This window comes from Microbacterium sp. NPDC090281 (assembly GCF_044769635.1).
Lineage (GTDB): Bacteria > Actinomycetota > Actinomycetes > Actinomycetales > Microbacteriaceae > Microbacterium.
In genome coordinates this window covers 2,552,043-2,576,994 of record NZ_JBIVYH010000001.1, presented here as the reverse complement: position 1 = coordinate 2,576,994, position 24,952 = coordinate 2,552,043, and the positions used below count along the sequence as shown (strand labels likewise).

The 24,952-nt window shown below is 67.5% G+C and carries 20 protein-coding genes; 10 read left to right on the top strand and 10 right to left on the bottom strand.

Annotation, left to right across the window (positions count from 1 at the left end):
• Window positions 1-31 precede the first annotated feature (31 nt).
• On the bottom strand, window positions 32-2,473 hold the full coding sequence (locus tag ACIQTX_RS12380; protein WP_402972430.1) for a DNA topoisomerase (ATP-hydrolyzing) subunit A: 2,442 nt from the start codon (window positions 2,471-2,473) through the stop codon (window positions 32-34).
• Window positions 2,474-2,517: 44 nt separating this feature from the next.
• Between ACIQTX_RS12380 and ACIQTX_RS12375 the strand changes: the two genes are divergently transcribed.
• Entirely contained in the window at window positions 2,518-3,639 is a 1,122-nt protein-coding gene (locus ACIQTX_RS12375) for an alkaline phosphatase family protein (RefSeq protein ID WP_402972428.1), read from the top strand.
• Between the two features lie 29 nt (window positions 3,640-3,668).
• Here the strand turns inward: ACIQTX_RS12375 and sepH are convergent, their stop codons facing one another.
• Window positions 3,669-4,721 (bottom strand): septation protein SepH, encoded by a 1,053-nt coding sequence (gene sepH, locus ACIQTX_RS12370; RefSeq protein WP_402972426.1) that lies wholly within the window; start codon window positions 4,719-4,721, stop codon window positions 3,669-3,671.
• A 196-nt stretch (window positions 4,722-4,917) separates the two neighbouring features.
• Between sepH and ACIQTX_RS12365 the strand changes: the two genes are divergently transcribed.
• Window positions 4,918-5,211 carry a DUF4193 domain-containing protein gene (locus ACIQTX_RS12365; protein WP_028501760.1) on the top strand — a complete coding sequence of 98 codons (294 nt, stop codon included), beginning with the start codon at window positions 4,918-4,920 and terminating at the stop codon, window positions 5,209-5,211.
• 74 nt (window positions 5,212-5,285) lie between these two features.
• Here the strand turns inward: ACIQTX_RS12365 and ACIQTX_RS12360 are convergent, their stop codons facing one another.
• Window positions 5,286-5,750 carry a DUF3093 domain-containing protein gene (locus ACIQTX_RS12360; protein WP_402972424.1) on the bottom strand — a complete coding sequence of 155 codons (465 nt, stop codon included), beginning with the start codon at window positions 5,748-5,750 and terminating at the stop codon, window positions 5,286-5,288.
• Between the two features lie 12 nt (window positions 5,751-5,762).
• Between ACIQTX_RS12360 and dut the strand changes: the two genes are divergently transcribed.
• From dut to dxs, 5 genes are all read left to right on the top strand, one after another.
• The gene (dut, locus tag ACIQTX_RS12355; protein ID WP_181156669.1) at window positions 5,763-6,236 is read left to right on the top strand and encodes a dUTP diphosphatase; all 474 of its coding nucleotides are present in this window, start codon (window positions 5,763-5,765) and stop codon (window positions 6,234-6,236) included.
• Complete coding sequence (locus ACIQTX_RS12350; protein WP_402972421.1) at window positions 6,229-6,816, top strand: DUF3710 domain-containing protein; 588 nt, start codon at window positions 6,229-6,231, stop codon at window positions 6,814-6,816. The genes dut and ACIQTX_RS12350 overlap by 8 nt, the downstream gene beginning before the upstream one ends.
• Complete coding sequence (locus ACIQTX_RS12345; protein WP_105525283.1) at window positions 6,813-7,547, top strand: DUF3159 domain-containing protein; 735 nt, start codon at window positions 6,813-6,815, stop codon at window positions 7,545-7,547. The genes ACIQTX_RS12350 and ACIQTX_RS12345 overlap by 4 nt, the downstream gene beginning before the upstream one ends.
• A gap of 153 nt (window positions 7,548-7,700) precedes the next feature.
• Window positions 7,701-10,535: an aconitate hydratase gene (locus ACIQTX_RS12340; RefSeq protein WP_402972419.1), complete on the top strand. Its 2,835-nt coding sequence runs from the start codon at window positions 7,701-7,703 to the stop codon at window positions 10,533-10,535.
• Between the two features lie 156 nt (window positions 10,536-10,691).
• On the top strand, window positions 10,692-12,632 hold the full coding sequence (gene dxs, locus ACIQTX_RS12335) for a 1-deoxy-D-xylulose-5-phosphate synthase (protein ID WP_402972417.1): 1,941 nt from the start codon (window positions 10,692-10,694) through the stop codon (window positions 12,630-12,632).
• A gap of 30 nt (window positions 12,633-12,662) precedes the next feature.
• Here dxs and ACIQTX_RS12330 read toward each other — a convergent pair whose 3' ends face one another.
• The 3 genes from ACIQTX_RS12330 to ACIQTX_RS12320 form a co-directional block, all read right to left on the bottom strand.
• Window positions 12,663-13,358, bottom strand: a complete 696-nt coding sequence (locus tag ACIQTX_RS12330) for an SPFH domain-containing protein (RefSeq protein ID WP_028501765.1) — start codon at window positions 13,356-13,358, stop codon at window positions 12,663-12,665.
• A 139-nt stretch (window positions 13,359-13,497) separates the two neighbouring features.
• Window positions 13,498-14,949, bottom strand: coding sequence for a glycerol-3-phosphate dehydrogenase/oxidase (locus tag ACIQTX_RS12325; protein WP_402972414.1), 1,452 nt, complete (start codon window positions 14,947-14,949; stop codon window positions 13,498-13,500).
• Complete coding sequence (locus ACIQTX_RS12320; protein ID WP_402972412.1) at window positions 14,946-15,524, bottom strand: TetR/AcrR family transcriptional regulator; 579 nt, start codon at window positions 15,522-15,524, stop codon at window positions 14,946-14,948. Before ACIQTX_RS12320 ends, ACIQTX_RS12325 begins: the two co-directional genes overlap by 4 nt.
• Window positions 15,525-15,544: 20 nt before the next feature.
• Here ACIQTX_RS12320 and ACIQTX_RS12315 point away from each other — a divergent pair, with 20 nt between their 5' ends.
• The 3 genes from ACIQTX_RS12315 to ACIQTX_RS12305 are packed head-to-tail and all read left to right on the top strand — an operon-like array spanning window position 15,545 to window position 19,689.
• Complete coding sequence (locus tag ACIQTX_RS12315) at window positions 15,545-17,167, top strand: FAD-binding oxidoreductase (RefSeq protein ID WP_402972410.1); 1,623 nt, start codon at window positions 15,545-15,547, stop codon at window positions 17,165-17,167.
• 1 nt (window position 17,168) lies between these two features.
• Window positions 17,169-18,074, top strand: a complete 906-nt coding sequence (locus ACIQTX_RS12310; protein WP_402972408.1) for a YegS/Rv2252/BmrU family lipid kinase — start codon at window positions 17,169-17,171, stop codon at window positions 18,072-18,074.
• Complete coding sequence (locus ACIQTX_RS12305) at window positions 18,067-19,689, top strand: GMC oxidoreductase (RefSeq protein ID WP_402972406.1); 1,623 nt, start codon at window positions 18,067-18,069, stop codon at window positions 19,687-19,689. The genes ACIQTX_RS12310 and ACIQTX_RS12305 overlap by 8 nt, the downstream gene beginning before the upstream one ends.
• A gap of 45 nt (window positions 19,690-19,734) precedes the next feature.
• Here ACIQTX_RS12305 and ACIQTX_RS12300 read toward each other — a convergent pair whose 3' ends face one another.
• The 4 genes from ACIQTX_RS12300 to ACIQTX_RS12285 all read right to left on the bottom strand — a co-directional run bounded on the left by ACIQTX_RS12300 (window position 19,735) and on the right by ACIQTX_RS12285 (window position 24,933).
• Window positions 19,735-21,879, bottom strand: coding sequence for a 3-hydroxyacyl-CoA dehydrogenase NAD-binding domain-containing protein (locus ACIQTX_RS12300; RefSeq protein WP_402972404.1), 2,145 nt, complete (start codon window positions 21,877-21,879; stop codon window positions 19,735-19,737).
• Between the two features lie 8 nt (window positions 21,880-21,887).
• Window positions 21,888-23,093 (bottom strand): thiolase family protein, encoded by a 1,206-nt coding sequence (locus ACIQTX_RS12295; RefSeq protein WP_105525291.1) that lies wholly within the window; start codon window positions 23,091-23,093, stop codon window positions 21,888-21,890.
• A 72-nt stretch (window positions 23,094-23,165) separates the two neighbouring features.
• A complete protein-coding gene (locus ACIQTX_RS12290; protein ID WP_402972402.1) occupies window positions 23,166-24,359 on the bottom strand; it encodes a ribonuclease D in 1,194 nt (397 codons plus the stop codon).
• Window positions 24,352-24,933 carry a DUF3000 domain-containing protein gene (locus ACIQTX_RS12285; protein ID WP_028501774.1) on the bottom strand — a complete coding sequence of 194 codons (582 nt, stop codon included), beginning with the start codon at window positions 24,931-24,933 and terminating at the stop codon, window positions 24,352-24,354. Before ACIQTX_RS12285 ends, ACIQTX_RS12290 begins: the two co-directional genes overlap by 8 nt.
• Between the last annotated feature and the right edge of the window lie 19 nt (window positions 24,934-24,952).

Sequence of the window (24,952 nt, the reverse complement as noted above, 5' to 3'; positions counted from 1 at the left end):
GGCCGACGGTGATCCGCGGCCTCCGGTTCGCTCAGACGAGAGTTCGCCCGATGCTGCCGATCACACCGTCGATGGGCTGACCGGATGCGTCACGTCGTGCTCCTGCCTCTGGCAGCTTGCGCACGGCTCCGGTCGGGTCGACGGCCTGCGGCGGATTCGGACCCACCCATGCGACGGTGAGCCGGTCCTCGCCCTTCAGGAACGAATGCGCGCGCACGCCGCCCGTGGCCCGGCCCTTGGCGGGGTATTCGGCGAAAGACGACACCTTCGCACGTCCCGGATCAGTGCCGGGCAGGATGCTCTCGCCGCCGGATACGGTCGCAACGACGGCCTCCGCCGTCGGATCGACCACGCCGAAGAAGAGCACCGATGCACCGGATCCGAGCTTGACGCCCGCCATGCCTCCTGCAGGTGCGCCTTGCGGACGCACTGACGATGCCGCGAAGTGCAGCAGCTGGGCGTCGGTCGTGACGAATACGAGTTCGGCGTCGTCCGGCGCCTCAGCCGCGCCGACGACGGTGTCGCCGGGCTTCATGCCGATGACCTCGAGGTCAGGACGCACGGGGAGAGTCGAGGGGACGATGCGCTTCACCGTGCCCTGCGCGGTGCCGAGCGCGATCGGCGTCTCGCTGTCGAAGCGCACGAACCCGACGATCCGCTCACCCTTGGTCGTGATGCCGAGGTAGTCACGCAGGGGTGTCCCCGCTGCGAGCTGCACCGACGTGGCCGGCACGGAGGGAAGGTCGACGGGGGAGAAGCGCACGACGCGTCCGAGGCTGGTGAGCGCGCCGAGCTCGGCGCGGACGGTGGTCTCCACCGTGGTCAGGATCGCGTCGTGCTTGCTGCGGCGCGCGGGGACAGTGAGCTCCTGGCCCTCGCCGAGATCGACGCGGACCGTGCGTCCTGTGGTCGAGAGCAAGAGCACCGTAGGTGCGTCCGCGATCTGCAGATCGACCGCGCCCTTCGTGGCGCGCGGCTTGGGCGGCGCAGCGTTCATCAGCAGCGTGCGCCGAGGGGTGCCATAAGCGTCTGCAGCGGCATCCAGTTCCTTGGCGACCTCGGCGCGGAGCAGCACGGGGCTGCCCAGGAGCTCTCGGAGGGCCGCGATCTCCGCCAGCAAGGCATCGCGCTCGGTCTCGAGCTCGATACGGGAGAACTTGGTCAGGCGGCGCAGTCGCAGTTCCAGGATGTACTCCGCCTGCAGCTCGCTCAGGTCGAAGACGGAACGCAGGCGCGAACGGGCCTGCTCGGAGTCGTCCGAGGAGCGGATGACCTGGATGACCTCGTCGATGTCGAGGATCGCGATGAGCAGGCCCTCGACGAGGTGCAGGCGCTCTTCGCGGCGCCTCAGCCGGTATCGGCTGCGACGCGTGATGACCTCGAGACGGTGGCCGACGTAGACGCTCAGCATCTCCTTGAGCCCGAGCGTGCGCGGCTGCCCTTCGACCAGGGCCACGTTGTTGATGCTGAAGGAGTCTTCCAGCGGAGTCAGTCGATAGAGCTGATCGAGGACCGCGTTCGGGTCGAACCCGGTCTTGATGCCGATCGCGACGCGTAGACCGTGGTTGCGGTCGGTGAGGTCGGTGACGTCGCTGATGCCCTGCAGCTTCTTCGACTGCACGGCATCGCGGATCTTCTCGAGCAGGCGTTCGGGGCCGACCATGTACGGCAGCTCCGACACGATGATGCCGGTGCGTCGAGGGCCGAGGGGCTCGATCGACGTCTTCCCGCGGACCTTGAGGGCACCGCGCCCGTTGGTGTAGGCGTCTTTGACGCCGTCGAGGCCCATCAGGATGCCGCCGGAGGGGAAGTCCGGTCCCGGCACGAACTCCATCAGGTCCTCGGTCGTGGCATCCGGGTTCTCGAGGAGGTGAATGGCCGCGGCCACGACCTCGATGAGGTTGTGCGGCGCCATGTTGGTCGCCATGCCGACCGCGATCCCGCTCGCGCCGTTGACGAGAAGGTTCGGAAATGCGGCGGGCAACACGGCCGGCTGCTGGAACTGACCGTCGTAGTTCGGGATGAAGTCGACGACGTCCTCGTCGAGGTTCTCGGTGAGCGCGAGTGCCGCGGCCGCGAGTCGAGCCTCGGTGTACCTGGCAGCGGCTGGACCGTCGTCGAGGGATCCGAAGTTTCCGTGTCCGTCGACGAGGGGCACGCGAAGAGCCCATTCCTGCGCCAGGCGGACGAGGGCGTCGTAGATCGCGGAGTCGCCGTGGGGGTGGAGCTTACCCATCACCTCGCCGACGACGCGCGCGCTCTTGACGTGACCGCGATCGGGGCGCAGGCCCATCTCTGCCATCTGGTAAAGGATGCGACGCTGTACGGGCTTCAGGCCGTCGCGGGCGTCGGGCAGAGCGCGCGAGTAGATCACCGAATACGCGTACTCGAGGAACGAGCCCTGCATCTCTGTGGAGAGATCGATGTCCTGGATGCGCTCCTCGACAGGCTCGGGCGGCGGGGTTTTCGGCATGGACTTCCTGAGGGCGTACGGGAGCCTGTGTCAGACTGGCTCGGATGTCCCTCATGTTACCGTCCGCGTCGCCGAGCGCCCGGAGCGTCGTCGGGGTGGCGGACGACCTGTTCGCCGTGCTCCGCGGCGAATCCCCGGTGCTCCCTCGCGCGGAGTCCGTCGTCCTCGTCGTGATCGACGGTCTCGGTGCGATCAGCCTCCGCGGGCACACAGGGCACGCACGTGCCCTCACCGTCGGGATGACGAAGAAGGATGTCGCCCAGTCGGTGTTCCCTTCGACCACGGCGGCGGCGCTCACGAGCATCGTCACCGGAGTGTGGCCGGGCGAGCATGGTCTCGTCGGCTATCGGGTGCTCGATGCGAGCCGGGACCTCCTCGTCAACCAGCTCAGCGGCTGGGAGACCGACGGGATCGATCCGCTCACGTGGCAGTCGGCACCGACCATCTTCGAGCGGGCTGGCCACAGCGGTCATGCGAGTTTCGCGGTCGGCTTCGCCGGATACGCGCACAGCGGGTTCACCAAGGCAACGCTCCGCGGAGCGGAGTTCGTCGCGGCCACGACGGCGGGTTCACGCATCGAAGCCGCCTACGAGCTCGCCCACGCTCATCCTGGTTCGCTCGTCTACTGCTATCTCCCCGAAGTCGACAAGGCCGGCCATAAGCACGGCATCGCCTCTCGCGAGTGGGTCGCGGCACTTGAGGATGTCGACGCCGCGTTGTCGATGCGGGTGCCGCCCGGGGTCGGCGTGCTCGTCACGTCGGATCACGGCATGGTCGATGTGGCGCCGAATCGGCAGGTCGTCTTGGAGGAGGAGCATCTCGAAGGCATCCGCCATGTCGGTGGAGAGCCCCGGATGCTGCACGCCTACCTCGAACCCGATGCGGATACGGCCGCCGTCACGGCAAGGTTGCGGAGAGACCTGGAGGGTGTTGCCGACGTCGTCACCCGCGACGAAGCCGTGCGCGGCGGGCTTTTCGGTCCGACGGTCACCGCCGCGGCATCATCGCGGATCGGCGACGTTCTCGTGATCGCCCGTGGCACCTGGGCTGTCTACGACGGGACGGCGGCAGATCAGCGCGGGCGCGGCATGGTCGGCCAGCACGGTGCTCTCACACCTGAGGAGCGACAGGTTCCGCTGATCCGGCTCGGCGCGTTCGCTCGCTGAATCGCCGAGCTGACACGGTCACCCGCGAGTCACTCGTCGGTGCGGGCACCGAAGACGATCTCATCCCACGAGGGCATCGCGTTGCGGCGGCGCCGGCGACCATTGGTGTCACCCGAATCTGAAGCGTTGGTCGCCTGAGGAGCGGGCGTCGGCGGTTCCGGCTCGTCGGCAGGCTGGTCGAAAGCCTCGAAGAGCGAGATCGGGCTCGGGTCGGAGCGCTCAGAGTCTTCGGTGTCATCGAGCAGTGGCGCGGTCTCTCGCTGGCCACGACGACGACGGAGCGCCTCGAGAAGATCGGCCGTCTCCGGGCTCGTCGTCTGTGCGGCGGGTGCGCGCTTGATCGCTGCATCCTGCGCGGCAGCGTCGGAGCGCTCGGGGAGGGATGGATCTTCGATCTCCGCGTCCGGCGCAGGCAGCAGGCGCGGGCCGAAAGCACCGGAGTCGAAGCGACTCTCGTCCTTGTACGGAGAGGTGATCCGGTCGGCATCCACTGCGCGCAGGCGGGGGATGAGGCCTTCAGGCAGGGAACCCTGCCGAGACAGTTGCGTGGCGTCGGCGTTGAGCGGCGACAGAGCGCTGCGGCGAGGATCGAAACTCCAGCGGGCATCGTGCTCGACGTCGTTGGCAGCGAACTCGAGCTTGATGGTCCAGCCGGAGTCCTCCTTCCAGCTCGCCCAGCGCTCCGACGTGGCGTCGATCTCGGCGAGCTTCGCGCGGACGGCGACGCCGAAGGTCGGCTGCGCGTCAGGCTCGACTTCGCTGCCGATGAGGACGGGAACCGCGAGCGCCTGCCCGATCACGTGCTCGCGCTCGGCGAGGACAGGCCCCTCGAAACGGGCGACGTCATCGACGCTGATGCCGAGCAGCTCGGCAACCTCGGGCGCGGTGAGACCGGCACGGATCTGCGCCTGGATATCGCGCGGGCTCGCGGCGAGTTTCTGCGCGGTCGGCTCGCTCTGGCGGGTCGCGCGACGGATCTCGCGCTGCAGCATGTCGTCGATGGGCAGCGCGAACCGCTCGCCCGACTCGGTCGCGAGTACGAGGACTCCTGCTTCTGTGCCGACGATGGTGACGTTTTCCATGCGAATGCCCCTCTGATGGGTGTCCGATCATGGTGTCACGCATGGGGCGTCGGGGCCGGGAATACCCTGGGCGTGCCGTGAGTTTGCTCTGTCGAACGGACAGCATTTGCGTTATCGCGTCCGGTCGTGCAAACTATGGCCGCCGATACCCGACGGCGCACCACCCACTCGCACCATGAAAGTGGAGATTTACCGCATGGCAACCGATTACGACGCCCCCCGAAAGAGCGAAGACGACTCCGAGTCGATCGAAGCCCTCAAGGAGCGTGTGCCGGACAAATCCTCCGGCTCTAGCGGGGACGAAGACTCCGACAACCCGTCGAGCTTCGACCTTCCGGGTGCCGACCTTTCCGACCTCGAGCTCGACGTCGTCGTGCTGCCAGCGCAGCAGGACGAATTCACGTGCATGAGCTGCTTCCTCGTGAAGCACCGCTCACAGCTCGACCACGAGGGCGCATCCGGGCCCATCTGCAAGGAGTGCGCTGCGTAAGCAGTCCTCCGAGCGACGTATCACGCGCCCCCGACCACTCCGGTCAGGGGCGCGCTGTCGTGTACGGGCGCTTCTCAGTTCTGGGAGGCGTGGATCGCTGCGGCGAGGCGGTCCGGTGTTCGGGTGGAGATCGTCCACGCATCGACCGGGTCGTCCTGATCGAGGTTCGGGATCACCACGATGCCATCGATGCCGCCACGGATCAGATGCCATCCGCGCGCCGGGAGACCGGGACCACGAGCCTCGCGGGCTTCTGCACCGGTCAGCGCCACAGGCTCGCCGAGATGCTTCGTGTCGATATGCGCGCGGCCCGCGCGCAGCACGGTGCCGACGACCGAGACGACGGGCGTGGCCGCTATGAAGCCCGCCACCAGGAGCGCGGAGACTGCCGCGCCGAGGACGAGCGCGACGGTCGAGCCGATCGGCACGAAGACGAGCGACACCATGGGGCCGGCCACGGCGACGGTCACGAGCAGCCAGAGGCTCGGAGCGAGTCGTTCGCGGTAGCGGGGACGTGTGTCAGTGGTGGGGTTCTGCATTAGCCTCATTGGGTGACCGATTCCGTTGATGTCCCCATTATCGCCGCAGTGGTGCCCGGGTATGCGCATCCGGGTGATGCCGGTGCCGATCTGATCGCGGCAGAAGCCGTGCACCTCGAGCCGGGGGAGCGCGCACTTGTGCCCACAGGGGTCAGCATCGCACTGCCGGATGGATACGCCGCATTCGTGGTTCCGCGCAGCGGGCTGGCGGCGAAGCACGGGATCTCGATCGTGAACTCGCCGGGTACGGTCGACGCCGGCTATCGCGGAGAGATCAAGGTGAGCCTGATCAACACCGATATCAAGAGCGCGTACGATGTGGCGGTCGGCGATCGTATCGCGCAGCTGATCATCATGCCGGTCACGCGCGCCACGTTCATCCCGGTCGACGAGCTGCCGGACAGCGTCCGTGGTGCCGGTGGATTCGGTTCCACCGGGTACCAGGCAGCGACCCCTCAGAACGAAGCAGGACAGGCCAATGACTGACAACAACGAGACTCCTTCGAAGTCGGCACCGCTGAACCGTGCTACCGACGGTCCTTTCGATGACTCCGAGGCGAACCCGGTCCGCCCGTACATCGATCTCGGCGGCATCAAGATCCTTCCGCGCGAAGGACTGAATCTGCGCCTCGAGGTCGAGGAGCAGTCGAAGCGCATCGTCGCGGTCGGTCTCGACTACGCGGATTCCTCGCTCCAGGTGCAGCCGTTCGCGGCCCCCCGTACCGGCGGACTGTGGGACGAGACGCGCGTGCAGCTTCGCGACCAGGTGAAGGCGCAGGGCGGCCGCGTCGAAGAGAGGGAAGGCCCTCTGGGCAAGGAGCTCCTCGCCGAGGTTCCCGCGACAGCTGCAGAAGGATCCGGTCTGCGGCTGGCACGCTTCATCGGCATAGACGGCCCGCGTTGGTTCCTCCGCGGCGTGATCGGCGGAGCCGGCGCCTCCGATCCGGAAGCGGCCGAGAAGGTCGAAGACCTCTTCCGCTCGATCGTCGTCGTCCGCGGCGGCACGCCGATGCCTCCTCGCGACCTGATCCCGCTGAAGATGCCGGCGACCCCTGGTTCCGCGTGAGCACCCCGGAACCCGACGCCGAACGCGAGAAGAGCACCTCCGAGATCCTCGGCGAGGCCCTCGGCGGCGTTGCGCGTCGTGCCGGGCTCGACCCGTCGGAGAGCTCGGCCACCCACAAGGTGGTGTGGACCGCCATGGGCGGGTGGCGGGGCATCCTCGAGTCGGTGCTGCCCAGCCTCGCTTTCGTCATCATCTTCACGATCCGCCCTGAACCGCTTGTCCTCTCACTCGGCATCTCGGTCGGTCTCGCCGCCGTCTTCACGATCGTGCGCCTCGTGCAGAAGTCGCCGCCATCGGCAGCCCTCGGCGGGCTCATCGCCGCCGTCGCCGCAGCCGCACTGGCGCTGTGGACCGGCCGCGGTGCGGACAACTTCGTCCCTGGTCTCATCACGAACGCGGTCTACGGATCGGTCATCTTGGTATCGGCTCTGATCGGGTGGTCGCTGATCGGACTCGCGGTGGGATTCCTGATGGGGGAGGGCACGACGTGGCGCAACGATCGCCGCAAGCGTCGTGCGTACTTCTGGCTCGGAATCGCCTGGGCCGCGCTGTTCTTCACTCGCCTGGCCGTGCAGCTGCCGCTCTATCTCGCAGGCGACGTCACGGCGCTCGGCACGCTCAAGCTCATCATGGGTCTGCCGCTGTTCGCCCCGCTGATCGCCGTGACCTGGCTCGTCGTTCGCGCGCTCCATCCGCGCGCGCCTGCGCGCGAAGATGCCGCTGAGGCGTGATAGATTTATCTTGACATCAAGATAAATCGCAGGCTTTCGCCCGTGAGCTTCGCGGAGCAGACTGGTTAGGTCCGCCTTGCTAGCCGCAGGGGCTCTCTGGCGAGCAAGATGGAGGCGCCTGTCGCTCCCATCCGAATAGAAGGAGACGGATTCGTGTCCACGGTGAACAGCTTCGGTGCCAAGAGCACCCTGACAGTCGGCAGTACCGACTACGAGATCTTCCGCATCGACACGGTGCCCGGTTTCGAGAAGCTCCCCTTCAGTCTCAAGGTCCTCCTGGAGAACCTGCTTCGCACCGAGGACGGCGCGAATGTGACGAAGGCGCAGATCGAGGCTCTGGGTTCGTGGGACGCCGCGGCGGAGCCGAACACCGAGATCCAGTTCACGCCGGCCCGTGTGGTCATGCAGGACTTCACCGGTGTTCCCTGCATCGTCGACCTCGCCACCATGCGCGAGGCCGTCACGGCCCTCGGTGGAGACGCCAACAAGATCAACCCGCTCTCGCCGGCCGAGATGGTCATCGACCACTCCGTCATCGCCGACCTGTTCGGCTCGGAGAACGCCCTCGAGCGCAACGTCGAGATCGAATACGAGCGCAACGGCGAGCGTTACCAGTTCCTCCGCTGGGGCCAGACCGCCTTCAGCGACTTCAAGGTCGTCCCGCCGGGAACCGGCATCGTCCATCAGGTGAACATCGAGCACCTGGCGAAGGTCATCTACGACCGCGACGTCAATGGAGTGCTCCGGGCATACCCCGACACCTGCGTCGGCACCGACTCGCACACGACCATGGTCAACGGCCTGGGCGTGCTGGGCTGGGGCGTCGGCGGCATCGAGGCCGAGGCCGCGATGCTCGGTCAGCCCGTGTCGATGCTCATCCCGCGCGTCGTCGGCTTCAAGCTCTCCGGTGAGATCCCAGCCGGCGTTACCGCGACCGACGTGGTGCTGACCATCACTGATCTGCTGCGCAAGCACGGCGTGGTCGGAAAGTTCGTCGAGTTCTACGGCAAGGGCGTCGCATCGGTGCCGCTCGCGAACCGCGCGACGATCGGAAACATGAGCCCCGAGTTCGGCTCCACCGCCGCGATCTTCCCGATCGACGACGTGACGCTCGACTACCTGCGTCTCACCGGTCGCAGCGAAGAGGCCGTCGCCCTGGTGGAGTCCTACGCCAAGGAGCAGAAGCTCTGGCACGATGCCGCTCATGAGCCGACCTTCAGCGAGTACCTCGAGCTCGACCTCGGCACGGTCGTTCCGTCGATCGCCGGTCCGAAGCGCCCGCAGGACCGCATCCTCCTCTCCGAGGCGAAGACGCAGTTCGAGCACGACATCCTGAGCTACGCGACGGCATCGACCTCGGACTCGATCGTCGACCTCGAGTCGAAGCACTCGTTCCCGGCCTCCGACCCCGGTCAGTCGCCCGGCGATGAGGAGACGACGACGCGTCCTGTGCACATCAACAGCGGCGCCCCGGCGAACGCCTCCACGCCCGTGCCGGTCACGACGCCGTCGGGGGAGAAGTACATCCTCGACAACGGTGCCGTCACTCTCGCCGCCATCACATCGTGCACCAACACGTCGAACCCGTCGGTGATGATCGCCGCCGGTCTCGTCGCACGCAAGGCGCTCGAGAAGGGCCTGAAGCAGAAGCCGTGGGTCAAGACCACGCTCGGCCCGGGTTCCAAGGTCGTCACCGACTACTACGAGAAGTCCGGACTCGACAAGGATCTCGAGGGCCTCGGGTTCTACACCGTCGGCTACGGCTGCACGATCTGCATCGGCAACTCGGGCCCGCTGATCGAAGAGGTCTCCGAGGCGATCAATTCGCACGACCTCGCCGTGACAGCTGTGCTCTCGGGTAACCGCAACTTCGAGGGTCGCATCAGCCCCGACGTGAAGATGAACTACCTCGCCAGCCCGCCGCTGGTCATCGCGTACGCACTCGCAGGGTCGATGCACTTCGACTTCGAGAACGACGCGCTCGGCAAGGGCACCGATGGCGAAGACGTGTTCCTGAAGGACATCTGGCCGACCCCGGCCGAGGTCCAGGAGCTCGTCGACTCGTCGATCTCGCGCGAGCAGTTCATCAAGCAGTACGCCACCGTCTTCGACGGAGACGAGCGTTGGAAGAGCCTGCCGACGCCGGATGACGCGATCTTCCAGTGGGACGAGAACTCGACCTACGTGCGCAAGGCCCCGTACTTCGACGGCATGACGATGGAGCTCACTCCGGTGCGCGACATCGAGGGTGCTCGTGTGATGGCCACGCTCGGCGACTCGGTCACGACCGACCACATCTCGCCGGCCGGAAACATCAAGACGGGCACGCCCGCGGCGCAGTACCTCACCGAGCACGGCGTCGACCGCAAGGACTTCAACTCCTTCGGATCGCGTCGTGGCAACCACGAGATCATGATCCGCGGCACGTTCGCGAACATCCGTCTGAAGAACGTCATGGTCTCGGCCGTGAACGACGGCCAGGTCGTCGAGGGTGGCTACACCCGCGACTTCACGCAGCCCGGAGGCCCGCAGTCGTACATCTACGACGCGAGCATGAACTACCAGGCGCAGGGCACACCCCTCGTCATCTTCGGTGGCAAGGAGTACGGCTCCGGTTCGTCGCGCGACTGGGCTGCAAAGGGCACGAGCCTGCTGGGCGTCAAGGCGGTCATCACCGAGAGCTTCGAGCGCATCCACCGCTCCAACCTCATCGGCATGGGCGTCGTCCCGCTGCAGTTCCCTGCGGGCGAGAGCTGGGAGTCGCTGGGTCTCGACGGCACCGAGATCGTCTCGATCTCGGGCCTGGAAGAGCTCAACAACGGTGTGACCCCGAAGACCGTCAAGGTCACGGCCACGCCGAGCGAGAACTCGGCAGAGGGCAAGCAGCCGGTGGAGTTCGACGCGGTCGTCCGCATCGACACCCCGGGTGAGGCTGACTACTACCGCAACGGCGGCATCCTGCAGTACGTGCTGCGTTCGCTGGTCTGATCCCACATACGAAGGGGCTCCGATCTTCGGATCGGAGCCCCTTCGTCGTGTCAAGGGGGTGCTGTTTCACCGTGCTCTCGGAGCCTGGCGGGGTAGGATCGAGACGCGCCCGCACCGTCGTCGGGCGCTTCTGACGGAGCCTGTGAGGAGGTGCAGATGCCCATTCTTCCGAGCATCTCAGGACCCCGTGATCTGGACGCGCTTTCGACTGACCAGCTGGCCGAACTCGCTGCGGAGATCCGGGCATTCCTGGTCGAGAACGTCTCGCGGACGGGTGGCCACCTCGGCCCCAATCTGGGCGTCGTCGAGCTGACGATCGCCCTGCACCGGGTGTTCTCATCCCCGGACGATCCCTTCATCTTCGACACCGGGCATCAGTCCTATGTGCACAAGCTCCTCACCGGACGTCAGGACTTCTCGGCGTTGCGGGTGCGGGGAGGCCTCGCGGGCTACCCGCAGCGCGGAGAGAGCCCCCACGACGTCGTGGAGTCCTCGCATGCCTCCAGCTCTCTCAGCTGGGCGGACGGCATCTCCCGGGCGCTGACGGCTACCGGCCGGGCCGATCGGCATGTGGTCGCGGTCGTCGGCGACGGTGCGCTGACCGGCGGCATGACGTGGGAGGCCCTGAACAACATCTCCGACGACAACGATCGCAACCTGGTGATCGTGGTCAACGACAACGGCCGCTCGTATGCGCCGACGATCGGTGGCATGTCGCGGTATCTCAACCGCGTGCGTACCGCGGCCGCCTACAAAGACCTCCACCGCAAGTCCGACCGCCTGTTCCGGGCCTTCGGTCCCGTCGGACGTGCCGTGTTCCGTGGCGTCCGCGGGGGCACGCACGGTTTCCTCTCACGATTCACCAACAACGAGGCGCTGTACTCCAACCTCGACATCAAGTACCTCGGGCCCATCGACGGACACGACCTCCCCGCCCTCCTCGAGACGCTGGAACTCGCCAAGTCCTACGGCGCCCCGGTGATCGTCCACACGATCACCGAGAAGGGCCGCGGCTATCAGCCGGCCCGCGACGATGAGGCCGATCAGTTCCACGCCGTGGGAAAGATCGATCCCACGACCGGTGAGACGTTGTCGTCCGGCGGGCGCGGCTGGACGGATGTGTTCTCGGAGGCGCTGGTCTCCGTGGGGGAGCGGCGCAGCGACGTCATCGCGATGACGGCTGCCATGTTGCGACCGACCGGCCTCGCGCCCTTCGCCGAGCGCTTCCCCGATCGGGTCTACGACGTGGGCATCGCCGAGCAGCACGCGGTGGCTTCCGCCGCCGGGCTCGCGTATGGCGGTCTGCACCCCGTGGTCGCGCTCTACGCCACGTTCATGGGGCGTGCTTTCGATCAGGTGCTGATGGACGTCGCGCTGCACCGCGCCGGCGTCACCTTCGTGCTCGATCGCGCGGGAGTCACCGGTCCAGACGGTCCCAGCCACCACGGGATGTGGGACCTTGCGATGCTGCAGATCGTCCCGCATATCCGCATAGCCGCACCTCGTGACGGCGCGCGACTGGCGGAGGCCCTCGCTGAGGCTGTCGAGGTAGACGATGCTCCGACCGTCATCCGCTTCCCGAAGGGGGAAGTCGCCGCCGATCTTCCAGCGATCGAGCGGCTGAAGGATGGGGTCGACGTGCTCGCCCGCGGCGAGTCGGAAGACGTGCTGATCGTCGCCATCGGCCCGTTCGCCGAGCTCGCACTCGATGTCGCCGAGCGCCTGCGGGCACAGGGGATCGGCGCGACCGTCATCGATCCTCGCTGGGCGATCCCGGTGCAGCCCTCGATCGTCGAGCTGGCGGCCCATCATCGCCTCGTGATCACACTCGAAGACGGCATTCGCGTGGGCGGCATCGGCACCCGAGTACGCCAGGTCCTCCGCGAGGCAGGCATCGATACCGCCGTCGACGAGCTGGGTCTACCTGACGAGTTCATCGACCACGCCTCCCGCGACCAGATTCTGGCCGATGCTGGTCTCACGGCGCCGAAGATCGCGCAGGACATCGTGTCGCAGGTGCTCGGAACGCGCATTCCCAAGGCGCGTCACGCCGGCGAGACCGGAACCATCGACCTGCCGCTGCACGAGCGGCGCTGACCCCGGGAGGTCGCGGCGCCTGTAGCGTCCTCAATTCAGGGCGTGCAGCGCTGCGACCGCCTGCGCTCCTCGATCTGCGTCGCGGAGCGCGGTCGCCATCAGGTACCCGTCGGTGAGTGCGTCGCCGGTGACCATCACACGCACGAGTTCCACACCGCAGGCGCGGCGGACCTCTTCCGCGCTTGCGGCGATCACGCGGGTGTTGATCTCGTCGTTGTGTGGCAGTTCCGAGCCGTCGAGCCCGCGGATGACGTCTCTCAGCGCCGCACCGACGATGTTGGAGGCGCGTTCCTTGACGTTGACGACATCCAGCTCGAAGACGCGCAGGTCACCGCCCGTCGGTATCGGGCGCCATTCGAACGACGCGTGAACCCGATGCTGATGCCCGCTCGCGCCGCTCATCTCGCGTGCGGGGAGATCTGTCGCGCGGCAGCGCACGTCGATGAGCCGATACCAGTAGAACAGCGGGAACGCTCCATGCGACCCCGGATCGAGCACGACCACCTCGCCGACCGCCCCGCCGCGGTTGGTCGGTCGGCGCTGCGGACGATTCCGGATGATCGGCTTGCCGTTCCGCGTGCGGATCGCCGCCCAGCCCTCGTCGACCGTGACGACGAACAGCTTGAGCAGAGCGGGGAGGATCAGGAGAGTCGTGAGGAGCGCCGTGCCGGTCTTCAGCAGCCCCGACATTCCCTTGCCGCCCAGCATCGTGAAGAGCATGTCCATGACACCACTGTGCAGGGTCGTCGCGCGTCAGGACGCGGCGTGGAGGCGCCGGGAGGGGGAGTTCATGCGCTGTTCGCCACACGTTCCCCGCGACGCTGTGCAGTGGATACGCGCCGGCCCGGATCCGCCGGGGAAGGGGTCAGGCGAGGTCGGCCAGTGTGCGCGCGACCACCTCTTCGACGGCTTCGCGGCACCGCTCGCGATCGGCGTCCACGAGTCCGACACGCGTGCGTCGGTCGAGAACGTCATCCGGGGTCATGGCGCCTTCCACGCGCAACGAGAACTCCACCTCCGCGCGGGTCAGCCCTGTCGGTTCGTCGAGCAGATCGTCGGATGGGGGAATCACGCGCTCGACGAGTCGGAGCGATGCCGTGCGGCTCGGCGCCGCCTGCAGCCCGAGGGTCCGCGATGCGAGGTCGACGGCATCTTCCGCCATCCGCCGGTAGGTCGTCAGCTTTCCACCGAGCACCGTGATGAAGCCCGATTCGGAAGCGGTCACGAGGTGCCGGCGCGACACGTCGGCCGTGGCATCTGCTCCGCTGCGCACCAGCGGCCGCAAACCCGCGAAGGCGCCGCGCACGCGGTCACGACCGATCGGTTCCGCGATGACACGGTTGAGGCTTCTCAGCAGGAACTCGATCTCGGGTTCTGTCGGCTGAGCCACGCGCGGGACTGCGCCGGGGGCGTCCTCGTCCGTGAGGCCGACGATCACCCGGCCGTAGGCCTGCGGCAAGGCGAAGACGTAACGGCTGATCGACCCCTCATGGGGGATCGTCAGCGCCACCGTCGGAGCACCGAGATCCTCCGCATCGAGCACGATGTGGGTGCCTCGGCTCGGGCGCACGCTGATCGTGTCGTCGAGGGAGCCTGCCCACACGCCGGTGGCGTTGATCACAGCGCGGGCGCGGATCTCGAATCGCTCGCCTGTGAGCGTGTCTTCGGCAGTCGCACCGTCGCCTCGCAGCTGTATCGCGCGGACTCTCGTGAGGATCCGCGCACCGAGTGATGCCGCGGTGCGGGCCGCCGTGGCCACGAGCCGGGCGTCGTCGACCAGCTGGCCGTCGTACGAGAGCACGCCGCCGCGCAGACCGTGTGGGGCGAGCGCCGGTGCTAGTCGGATCGCCGTGCGTGCGGAGATGAGGGTGGGAGAGGGCAGCACCGCGCGGGGCGTGCGCGCCTTCACCCGCAGGAGATCACCCATGCCCATGCCTACCGCGCCAGCCGCACGCTGACGCAGCGTGACAGCCGGGCTGAAAGGCAGCAGCTGTCCGAGCGGGCGGATGAGGTGCGGAGCGATCCTCGTCATGAGGAGGTGGCGTTCGATCGCGCTCTCCTTCGCGGTCGCGATGTCACCGGTTGCGAGGTAGCGCAGTCCTCCGTGCACGAGCTTCGAGCTGAACCGGCTGGTGCCGAAGGCGAGGTCCTCGGCTTCGACCAAGGTCACGCTGAGGCCGCGCGACGCCGCGTCGAGAGCGACCCCTACACCGGTGATCCCGCCGCCGACGACGAGCACGTCGACTCGCTCGTCTGCGGAGAGCGTGAGATCGACTCGCCGTCGCGCGATGTTGAGCGCGGAAGATTCCCTGATCATGGGCGGAGCAGTCCGTCGAGCGCCGCACGCAGCTCACGCTCCCACGCGGCCTCGGAGATGAGGTCGGCCACTGTGCCGTGGGAGAGCACCGCGGACTGGGCGATGAGCAGCAGCATCACAGAGATCTCCTGCGGCGCGCCGGGTCTGACCGAGCCGTCCTCCTGCGCTGAGACGATGGCCGTGGCGAGCCACGACAGGATCATCCGCTGACTCGACCCGACGCGCTGCAGCGTGTAACGGGTGAACGCTTCTGGTTCGTCTGCGAGAAGGCGCGCGTATAGCGGGTCGTTCCGGAAGAGCGTCGTGAAGCGCAGCACGTCATCGACGAGGGCTGTTCTGGTGCGCGCGTGGGCGGGGAACGTGCCGAGGATGCCGCCGACTCGCCGCAGGAGAGCGGCCCGGACGACGTCGTCGGCATCGCTCCAGTTGCGATAGATCGTCGGACGGCTGAGGTCTGCGCGGCGCGCGAGTTCCGCAATAGTCACCCCGTGCACGCCGCGTCGCTCGATCAGTGCATCCGCGGCATCGAGGATCCGCGTCTGCGTCGCATCCCAGAGAGGTTGACGTTCTTCCATGATGTGTCACACTGTAACGCATGGGCCAAGACAATGGCAGGGTCGATGCCGACCCGTCGATGAGATGGAACGGCTGGGGCGATCCGGCCAAGGCGAAGGATCTTCCGCTCGCGGTTCGCGCGCTGCTGCCGCTGCTGCTCGGGCGCATCCGTCGACCGGAGCCGGCTGTCGAGCTCGCCGAGGTGCGGCTGGCGCCGTCTGCGTTGACCGATGGCGACCTCGAGGCGTTCCGCACTGCGGTCGGCCCGCAGAATGTCGATGACTCCGCCGAGGCTCGGATCCGTCACGCCGGTGGGCGGTCGACTCCCGATCTGCTGCGTCGACGGCAGGTCGAGCAGGAAGTGCCGGATGCCATCATCCGTCCTGCCGGTCACGACGAGGTCCGTGCGTGCCTGGCGGTCGCGGCCGCTCGCGGCGTCGCCGTCATCCCGTTCGGCGGCGGCACGAGCGTCGTCGGGGCGCTGGATCCCGAGAGGGGCAGACATCACGGGGTCGTGAGCCTCGACCTGCGACGCTTGAGTGGCCTGACCCGTCTCGATGAGATCAGCGGTGAAGCGGTGCTCGCTGCCGGCACGACGGGACCGGAGGCGGAGGCGCTGCTCGGCGCGTACGGACTCGAGCTCGGTCACTTCCCGCAGAGTTTCCGTTACGCCACGATCGGTGGATTCGCCGCCGCACGCTCCTCAGGGCAGAACTCGGCGGGCAACGGTCGGTTCGACGCGATGGTGACGGGAATCCGGGTGGCGACGCCCACCGGCGACATCGAGCTCGGGCGTTCGCCCGGATCCGCGGCCGGCCCTGATCTGATCAGAGTGTTCCTGGGTTCGGAGGGGATCTTCGGGGTGATCACGGAGGTGCGCGTGCGCGTGCACCCGATCCCGCGAGACAGGGTCTTCGAGTCGTGGTCGTTCCCTGACTTCGCCGGCGGCGTCGAGGGGCTGCGTCGGGTGGCACAGCAGGGGGCAGGCCCGACCGTGATCCGCCTCTCCGACGAGGCGGAGACGGCCGTGAGCCTCGCCCAGGTCGGCAAGATCGGTAAAGCCCTCGCAAAGGGCGCGAGTGTCGTGACGGTGTACGAGGGCGACGCGATAGCGGAGCGTCGAGCCCGTGCCAGTGCACATCTCACGGCGGCAGGTGGAATCTCAGCGGGCGAGGGCGCGGCCGAGGAATGGTTGGAGGGCCGTTTCGACGGGCCCTACCTCCGGGACTCGCTGCTCGACGCCGGTGTCTTCTGCGAGACGCTGGAGACGGCGACGACCTGGTCGAACCTGCAGACGCTGCGGGCCGCCGTCGAGAGCGCGCTCAAGGACGGTTTCGCCGACGCGGGTGCCAAGTCCTACGTCATGTGCCATGTGTCCCACATCTATCCCACAGGTGCATCGCTCTACTTCACCGTGCTCGCCGGAATCCGCTCCGGTCCTCTCAGCGCGTGGGAACCCGTCAAGGCGAGGGTCAACGATGCGATCATCGCGGCCGGCGGCACCATCAGCCACCACCATGCGGTCGGTCGGGATCATGCTCCGTGGCTGAAATCGGAGATCGGGGAGACCGGCATCCGCATTCTCGCCGCGATCAAGCGGGAACTCGACCCCACCGGCATCCTGAACCCCGGCGCCGTGATACCGATCGAGCGGACGCGCTGACGTGGCTGAGCACATCGCCGTGCTCGCGAACCCGTTCTCCGGCAAAGGCCGGGGTGGGCGAGCGGCGGAGACCGCTGTTCTGCACCTCAGAGAGCGCGGTGCGGACGTACGTACATACGCGGGGGCTTCCGCGGCGGACACCGCTCGACTCGCCGTCGTGGCCCTCGCTGACGAACCTCGGGCGCTGGTCGTGGTGGGTGGCGACGGAACGCTGTCCGGCGTGCTCGACACGGTGTGCGCCGCGTCCGTCCCGGTGGTTCTGGTCGCTGCCGGCACGGGCAACGACCTCGCCCGCGCCCTCGGTCTGCCTCGCAGCGATGCCGCAGCCGCCGCGGAGCTCGCGCTCACCGGTGTTCCGCGGGCGATCGATGTGGGAGAGATCCGCACCGCGGGGGGAACGCGCAAGTTCCTCACGATCGCAGCACTCGGGTTCGATGCGAAAGTCAGTGATCGAACCAATCGGCTTCGCTGGCCCCACGGCGCACCGCGCTACTACCTCGCCCTGTTGATCGAGCTCGTACGCCTGCGTGCCATGGCCTTCACCCTCGCCGTCGACGACGAGCCGCCAACGAGTTCTCCCGGCACGCTGATCGCGGTCGGAAGCACATCGAGCTACGGCGGCGGGATGCCGATCTGTGCGGGGGCCGTTCCCGACGACGGGCTGCTCGACTTCGTGCACGTCGCTCCACTCGGACGACTGCGTCTGCTGCGTCTCTTTCCGTTGCTGTTGCGGGGGACGCACCTGAACCGGCGGGAAGTCGTGCATCGCCGTGCGCGGACAGTGACGGTCGCAGCGCCCGGCCTCGTCGTCTATGCGGACGGCGAGCGGATCGGCGAAGACGAATGCACGGTGTCGGTGCTTCCCGCAGCCTTCACGATGCTCGTGCCGGAGGAGAGCAATGGCTGAGTTCGACGAGGACGTCGTGATCGTCGGCTCGGGTTTCGGAGGCTCGGTCGCCGCCCTTCGACTGGCCGAGAAGGGCTATCGGGTGCGCGTGTACGAGGCGGGGCGTCGTTTCGAGGACGACGATTTCGCGAAGACCAGCTGGAACCTGCGCCGTTACCTGTGGGCTCCCGCGATCGGTTGCTACGGCGTGCAGCGCATTCATCGACTGCCGGACGTGATGATCCTCGCGGGTGCTGGGGTCGGCGGGGGCTCGCTCAACTATGCCAACACGCTCTATCAGCCGGGTGCCGCGTTCTTCCAGGACCCGCAGTGGCGGGGCATCGCCGACTGGGAGTCCGAGCTCTCCCCGCACTACGCGACGGCGAAACGGATGCTCGGCGTGGTGGAGCACTATCCGCACACCGGACCCGTCGAGCGGATCATGGCCGGCGCGGCCGACGACCTCGGAGTCGGCGCCACCTTCCGTCACGCGCCGGTAGGGGTGTGGTTCGGAAAGCCGGGGGAGCGCACGCCTGACCCGTTCTTCGGCGGCGAGGGCCCCGACCGCACCGGATGCACGCTCTGCGGCAATTGCATGGTCGGATGTCGTGTCGGTGCGAAAAACACCCTGATGAAGAACTACCTGGCGCTTGCAGAGCGCCGCGGCGTCGAAATCGAAGCGCTGCGCACCGTCAGCGAGGTGCGTGAGCTCGCCGGCGGTGGTTTCGCGGTGACGACGCAGCGCAGCGGCGCCTGGTTCCGGCACGCGCCTCGAACCGTGACAGCCGCGCAGGTCGTGCTGGCAGCCGGCACCTGGGGCACACAGCAACTGCTGCACCGGATGAAGGAGTCCGGCGCGCTGCCGCGGATCTCGGATGCGGTCGGCCGCCTCACCCGCACCAACTCGGAGGCTCTCGACGGTGCGGTCGCCACGAAGGTCCCTGAATCCCTGCAGCTCGCTCGGGGAGTGGCGATCACCACTTCCTTCCACGTCGACGATCGCACCCACGTCGAGAACGTCCGCTACGGACCAGGCTCGAACCTGATGGGAGCACTCGCGACCGTGCTCGTGCCCGGCGATCGGCGCCTCGGCGCCCGATTGGGCAGCCTCCTGACGCAGGTGGTCGGTTCGCCGGTGCGACAGTTCCGACTCGGGAACCTGCGCCGGTGGAGCGAGCGAGGCATCATCGCCCTGGTCATGCAGACTGCGGACAACTCGCTCACGCTCTCGTTGCGGAGGCGGTTCGGCAGGCTCGTGATGACGAGTGCCCAGGGGCACGGAGAGCCGAATCCGAGTTACCTTCCCCAGGCCCACACTGCTGCCGAAGCCATCGCGGCGCGGGTCCAACAGGAGGGCGGCGTGTCGGCGCAGGCGCGCGGATCATGGCCGGAGGTGTTCGGCATCCCGCTCACGGCGCATTTCCTCGGCGGTGCGGTGATCTCCGCCTCGCCGGACGAGGGTGTCATCGACGCCTATCACCGTGTCTGGGGTCATCCCGGCCTGCACGTCGTCGACGGTGCGTCCGTTCCCGCGAATCCCGGTGTGAACCCGTCTCTCACGATCACCGCGCTGGCGGAACGGGCGCTGTCCTATTGGCCGAGGGCCGACGAAGCGGATTCCCGGCCGTCGCAGTAGACGACGAAGGGGCCGCATCTCTCGATGCGGCCCCTTCGACTGCGATCAGCGGCTCTCGATGCCGCGGATCTGCGGGGTGTGGAACGAGCCGCCGAACGCTCGCTCCGAAGCCCCTTCACGGTCGAGATACGGCGACGCGCCACCGTCGATGAACGGCCAGCCCGCACCCAGGATCAGGCACAGATCGATGTCTTCGACCTCGGGGACGACTCCCTCGTCGAGCATGAGCTTGATCTCGGTGGCGAGACCGTCCTGTACCCGCTGGAGGATGGTCGTAGCCGTTGCCGGAGTCTTGCCGACAGCCGGCTTGAGAACCTTCTCGGCCTGCTTGCTCCAGCCGACGACACGCCCGCCCTTGTCCTTCTCCACGACCGCGTCGAGCTCGGCGAGAGCGTGGAAGTTCTCGTTCGCGTAGAACCGTTCGGGGAAGGCGTGCACCATCGTGTCCTGCACGTGGGCTGCGACCTTCCAGCCCACCAGGTCGATCAGCTGGAAGGGTCCCATCGGCAACCCGAGCGGGCCGAAGGCCTTCTCGACATCAGCGATCGGCGTGCCCTCGTAGACGGCACGAGCGGCCTCGCCCATGACCTTCGCGAGCAGTCGGTTCACGACGAACCCGGGCGCATCCGCGGTGAGGACCGCGTTCTTGCCGAGGTTCTTCGCGACGACGAAGGCGGTCGCAAGCGCCGCGTCTGCCGTGTGCGGCGTCTTCACGATCTCGATGAGCGGCATCACGGCGACCGGGTTGAAGAAGTGGAACCCGACCAGGCGCTCCGGGTGCGCGAGCTTCGACCCGATCTCCTCGACCGAGAGCGACGAGGTGTTCGTCGCGAGGATCGCGTCCTCTGCGATGATCTTCTCGATCTCGCCGAACACCTGCTGCTTGACGCCGACCTCTTCGAACACGGCCTCGATCACGAAGTCGCAGTCCGCGTAGAGGCTCTTGTCGGTGGTGCCGGTCACGAGCGCGCGCAGCTTGTTCGCGCTGTCGGAGTCCAGGCGGCCCTTGGCTTCGAGCTTGCCGATCTCCTCGTGGATGTACGCGACGCCCTTGTCGACGCGCGCCTGATCCAGGTCGGTGATCAGAACGGGCACCTGGAGCTTGCGCACGAAGAGCAGCGCGAACTGGCTCGCCATGAGGCCTGCGCCGATGATGCCCACCTTGGTGACCTTCTTCGCGAGCTGCTTGTCAGGTGCGCCGACAGGTCGCTTCGCGCGCTTCTGCACCAGGTCGAACGCGTACATCGAGGCGGCGAACTGGTCGCCCGTGACGAGATCGGCCAGAGCCTCGTCCTCGCGGGCGAAGCCCTCTGCCTTCGTGCCGCTCTTCGCCTTGTCGAGGAGGTCGAGTGCCGCATACGGCGACTTCGGCATGGTGCCGATCTTCGACTCCAGCATCCCGCGGGCCATCTTGATGGCGATCGGCCACTTGGTGAGGCGCTCGATCTTGCCCGGCTCGTTCTTGCGCTCGACCTTCTTGCCGCCGAGGACCGCATCGGCCCACGCCAACGAGTTCTCGAGGTAGTTCGCTGCGGGGAAGATCGCATCGAAGATGCCGAGGTCGAACGCCTGCTGCGGCTTCAGCATCCGGTTCTGCTTGAGCGGGTTCGAGATGACGACCTCGAGCGCATTCTCGATGCCGATCAGGTTCGGCAGCAGGTACGCGCCGCCCCAGCCGGGGATGATGCCGAGGAAGACCTCGGGCAGCGCGATCGCGGCGGCAGAGGAGTCGACCGTGCGGTAGCTGGAGTTCAGCGCGATCTCCAGGCCGCCGCCGAGGGCGAGTCCGTTCACGAACGCGAACGACGGTACGCCGAGGTCGCCGAACTTGCCGAGGACCTTGTGGCCGAGCTGCGCGATCAGCCGCGCGTTGTCACGGGATCCGACCTTGCTGATGTCGGACAGGTCGGCGCCGGCGGCGAGGATGTACTGCTTGCCGGTGATGCCGACTGCCTGGATCTCGCCGGCCGCGGCCCGCGCCTTGAGTCCGTCGAGGGTCTCACCCAGCTGCGTGAGCGTCGCCGGACCCAGGGTGTTGGGGCGCGTGTGGTCACGACCGTTGTCGAGGGTGATGAGGGCGAGGACCTTGCCGGAGGCGAGACGGATGTCGCGCACGGGGGAGTGCGTGATGACCTCGCCCTCGGTGAGCGCCTGGATCGGGGAGAAGTCGATGGTTTCGTAGTTCGTCACGTCCGCGCTCACTTCTTCTTCTTGCCGTCGTAGTGCGGGTTCTCCCAGATGACCGAGCCACCCTGGCCGAGTCCGACACACATGGCGGTGAGGCCGTAGCGGACGTCGGGACGCTCAGCGAACTGGGCCGCGAGCTGGATCATCAGACGCACACCGGAGGCGGCGAGCGGGTGCCCGATCGCGATCGCGCCGCCCCACTGGTTGACGCGGGGGTCGTCGTCGGCGATGCCGAAGTGGTCGAGCAGAGAGATCACCTGGATGGCGAACGCCTCATTCAGCTCGAACAGGCCGATGTCGGCGATGGTGAGGCCGGCCTTCTTGAGCGCCTTCTCGGTCGACGGGATCGGGCCGATGCCCATGATCTCGGGCTGCACTCCGGCGAAGGCGAACGACACCATGCGCATCTTCGGGGCGAGGCCGAACTCCTTCACAGCACCACCGCCCGCGAGCAGCGACATGGTCGCACCGTCGGTGAGGGGAGACGAGGTGCCGGCCGTGACACGCCCGTGCGGACGGAACGGCGTCTTCAGCGCGGCGAGGTCTTCCATGGTGGTCTGCGGGCGTCGGCCCTCGTCCTCCGTGGCGAGACCCCACGCACCATCGGCGGTCTTGGTCGCCACCGGCACGAGGTCGGGCTGGAGCTTGCCGGCATCGTATGCCGCCTGCACCTTGTGCTGGCTGAGCATGCCGTAGCGGTCGGACCGCTCCTTGGTGAGGTGCGGGAAGCGGTCGAAGATGCGCTCGGCGGTGACGCCCATGTTGAGCGCGCCGGGGTCGACCATCTTCTCGGCCACGAAACGCGGGTTCGGATCGGCGTTGGCGCCGATCGGGTGGTGTCCCATGTGCTCGACGCCGCCGGCGAGGGCGAAGTCGTACATGCCGACGCCGATCGATGCGCCCATGGTCGTGACGCTGGTCATGGCGCCGGCGCACATGCGCTCGACGGCGAGACCAGGCACGCTCTGCGGGAGTCCGGCGAGGATCGCCACCGAACGGCCGAGGGTCAGTCCCTGATCGCCGGTCTGGCTCGTCGCGGCGATCGCGACGTCGTCGATGCGGTCGGCCGGGACGGCCGCGTTCCGCTCCATCAGGCCGATGGTCGCCTTCACGGCGAGGTCATCAGCGCGGGTGTTCCAGTACATGCCCTTTTCGCCGGCACGCCCGAAAGGCGTGCGTACTCCATCGACGAAGAAGACGTCCGAGATCTCGGCCACTCTGCCTCCAAGTTAGTGCGTGACCTCAGTCTATGAAGCCCGCGAAACCGGGAGGAATCGGTTGGATCGAACCTACGAAGCCGGTGCGGAGGTGGTGTCGGGCTCTTGCGCCGCATCTACAAAGGCGGCCGCGATCTTCTGTGCGGTCTGTTCAATCTGCCAGGGGCGAGCACCCAGCGCGGCGAGCGCCGCAGCGATCTCCTCCGCAGTCTCGCCAGGGAGATCCCACGCGACGCGACGGAGGTACTCCGGCGTGAGCAGGTTCTCGGTGGGCATCCCCAACTCCTCGGCCACCGCTTCCACGACGGGGCGTGCGGCCTTCAGACGAGCATCCGCCTCGGGGTTCCGGTCGGCCCAGGCACGGGGTGGAGGGAGAGTGTCGCTCGGCACACGTTCGCGGGGAAGTTCTTCGGTGGCGCGGCCGTCGAGGAATGCCTGCCACCAGCGATCGAGCTGTGTGCGGCTCGCGCGGCCCTGGAACTCCTTGATGCCGGCGAGCGCCTGCTTCGACTGCGGGTTCGCCATCAGCGCGGCCACCAGGGAGCGGTCAGGGACGAGGCGACCGGGGGAGACGTCCTGTTCCTGAGCGTAGGATTCGCGGGCCTGCCACAGCGAGCGGGCGACGGCGAGGTTTCGAGCTCCGCGCACCTGGTGCAGTCCGCTGAGTCGACGCCATGGGTCCTCGCGGGGAGGTTTGGGCGCGCGAGTGAGCGTTGCGGCGAATTCCTCGGCGGCGTAGGCGGTCTTTCCCTGTTCCTCCAGCTCGGCGACGAGGATGTCCCGCACATCGATCAGGTGCAGCACGTCGAGGGCGGCGTACTCGAGCCAGGAGTCGGGGAGCGGACGCGTCGACCAGTCGGCGGCCGAGTGCTCCTTCTTGAGGGTGATGCCCAGAGTGTCCTCGACGACGGCACCGAGACCGACACGCTCATGCCCGAGGAGGCGCGAAGCGAGCTCGGTATCGAAGATGACCGGAGGCTCGAGGTGGAGCTCCCGCAGCGAAGGGAGATCCTGACTCGCTGCATGCAGCACCCACTCGACATCGCCGATGGCCTCTTGGAGCGGCGCGAAGTCCCCGATCGCGGGTGGATCGAACAGGAAGACCCCGGCTTCTCGCCGGAACACCTGCACGAGATAGGCGCGCTGAGAGTAGCGGAAGCCGGACGCGCGCTCCACGTCCACGGCGACGGGCCCGGTGCCTGCGGCGAGCACGGCGCAGGCTGCGCGGAACTCCTCAGCATCCGAGATCACGGAGTATTCAGTCACGTACAGCCTTTCGCGCGCCGATCACGGCGATGCCCTCGGAGCCGGGCGGAAGCCCCGCCAGCATTCCGACCAGCTCGGCCCATGCTTCGACGTGAGGTCGGAACGGGCCTTCCGGAGTCCAGGACGCCCGCAATTCTATCTGGGCGCCGTCTCCTTCGACGGCGAGACCGCCGAATCCCTTCGACAGCGTCTTCGTCGAGGTACCGGACTCCGAGTGATAGACCGCGTCGCGCGAGTCGAGAGCGTCGACCAGCCAGGACCACGTCACATCGGCCAGAAGCGGATCGGTCCCGATCTCGGTCTCCAGCGGTGCCTGCGCGAAGATGACGATGCGCCACGACCCACCCCAGGCGCCGGGCTCGTCGGGATCATGCAGCAGCACGAACCTGCCGGTGCCGTACACGGACTCGCCTTCGCCCTCCGGGCGCACATCGGCGGCGAGCGCGATGGCGAAGGGGGCGAGGCCCTGTGGGGTCGCGATCTCGCGCACCGTGATGTCATCTCGGAACTCGGTTTCGCGCAGTTCAGCCACGGCGCTCTCGAAAGGCGTCCCGGCTTCGGGGGGTGCGGTCACGGCAACAGGCTAGAGTCAG

Coding starts and splice junctions, on each gene's coding strand:
- ACIQTX_RS12305 (WP_402972406.1), top strand. CDS start 18,067: ATGGCTGAGTTCGACGAGGACGTCGTGATCGTCGGCTCGGGTTTCGGA.
- dxs (WP_402972417.1), top strand. CDS start 10,692: ATGCCCATTCTTCCGAGCATCTCAGGACCCCGTGATCTGGACGCGCTT.
- ACIQTX_RS12330 (WP_028501765.1), bottom strand. CDS start 13,358: ATGGACATGCTCTTCACGATGCTGGGCGGCAAGGGAATGTCGGGGCTG.
- ACIQTX_RS12350 (WP_402972421.1), top strand. CDS start 6,229: ATGACTGACAACAACGAGACTCCTTCGAAGTCGGCACCGCTGAACCGT.
- ACIQTX_RS12375 (WP_402972428.1), top strand. CDS start 2,518: ATGTCCCTCATGTTACCGTCCGCGTCGCCGAGCGCCCGGAGCGTCGTC.
- ACIQTX_RS12365 (WP_028501760.1), top strand. CDS start 4,918: ATGGCAACCGATTACGACGCCCCCCGAAAGAGCGAAGACGACTCCGAG.
- ACIQTX_RS12360 (WP_402972424.1), bottom strand. CDS start 5,750: ATGCAGAACCCCACCACTGACACACGTCCCCGCTACCGCGAACGACTC.
- ACIQTX_RS12315 (WP_402972410.1), top strand. CDS start 15,545: ATGGGCCAAGACAATGGCAGGGTCGATGCCGACCCGTCGATGAGATGG.
- sepH (WP_402972426.1), bottom strand. CDS start 4,721: ATGGAAAACGTCACCATCGTCGGCACAGAAGCAGGAGTCCTCGTACTC.
- ACIQTX_RS12325 (WP_402972414.1), bottom strand. CDS start 14,949: ATGATCAGGGAATCTTCCGCGCTCAACATCGCGCGACGGCGAGTCGAT.
- ACIQTX_RS12380 (WP_402972430.1), bottom strand. CDS start 2,473: ATGCCGAAAACCCCGCCGCCCGAGCCTGTCGAGGAGCGCATCCAGGAC.
- ACIQTX_RS12320 (WP_402972412.1), bottom strand. CDS start 15,524: ATGGAAGAACGTCAACCTCTCTGGGATGCGACGCAGACGCGGATCCTC.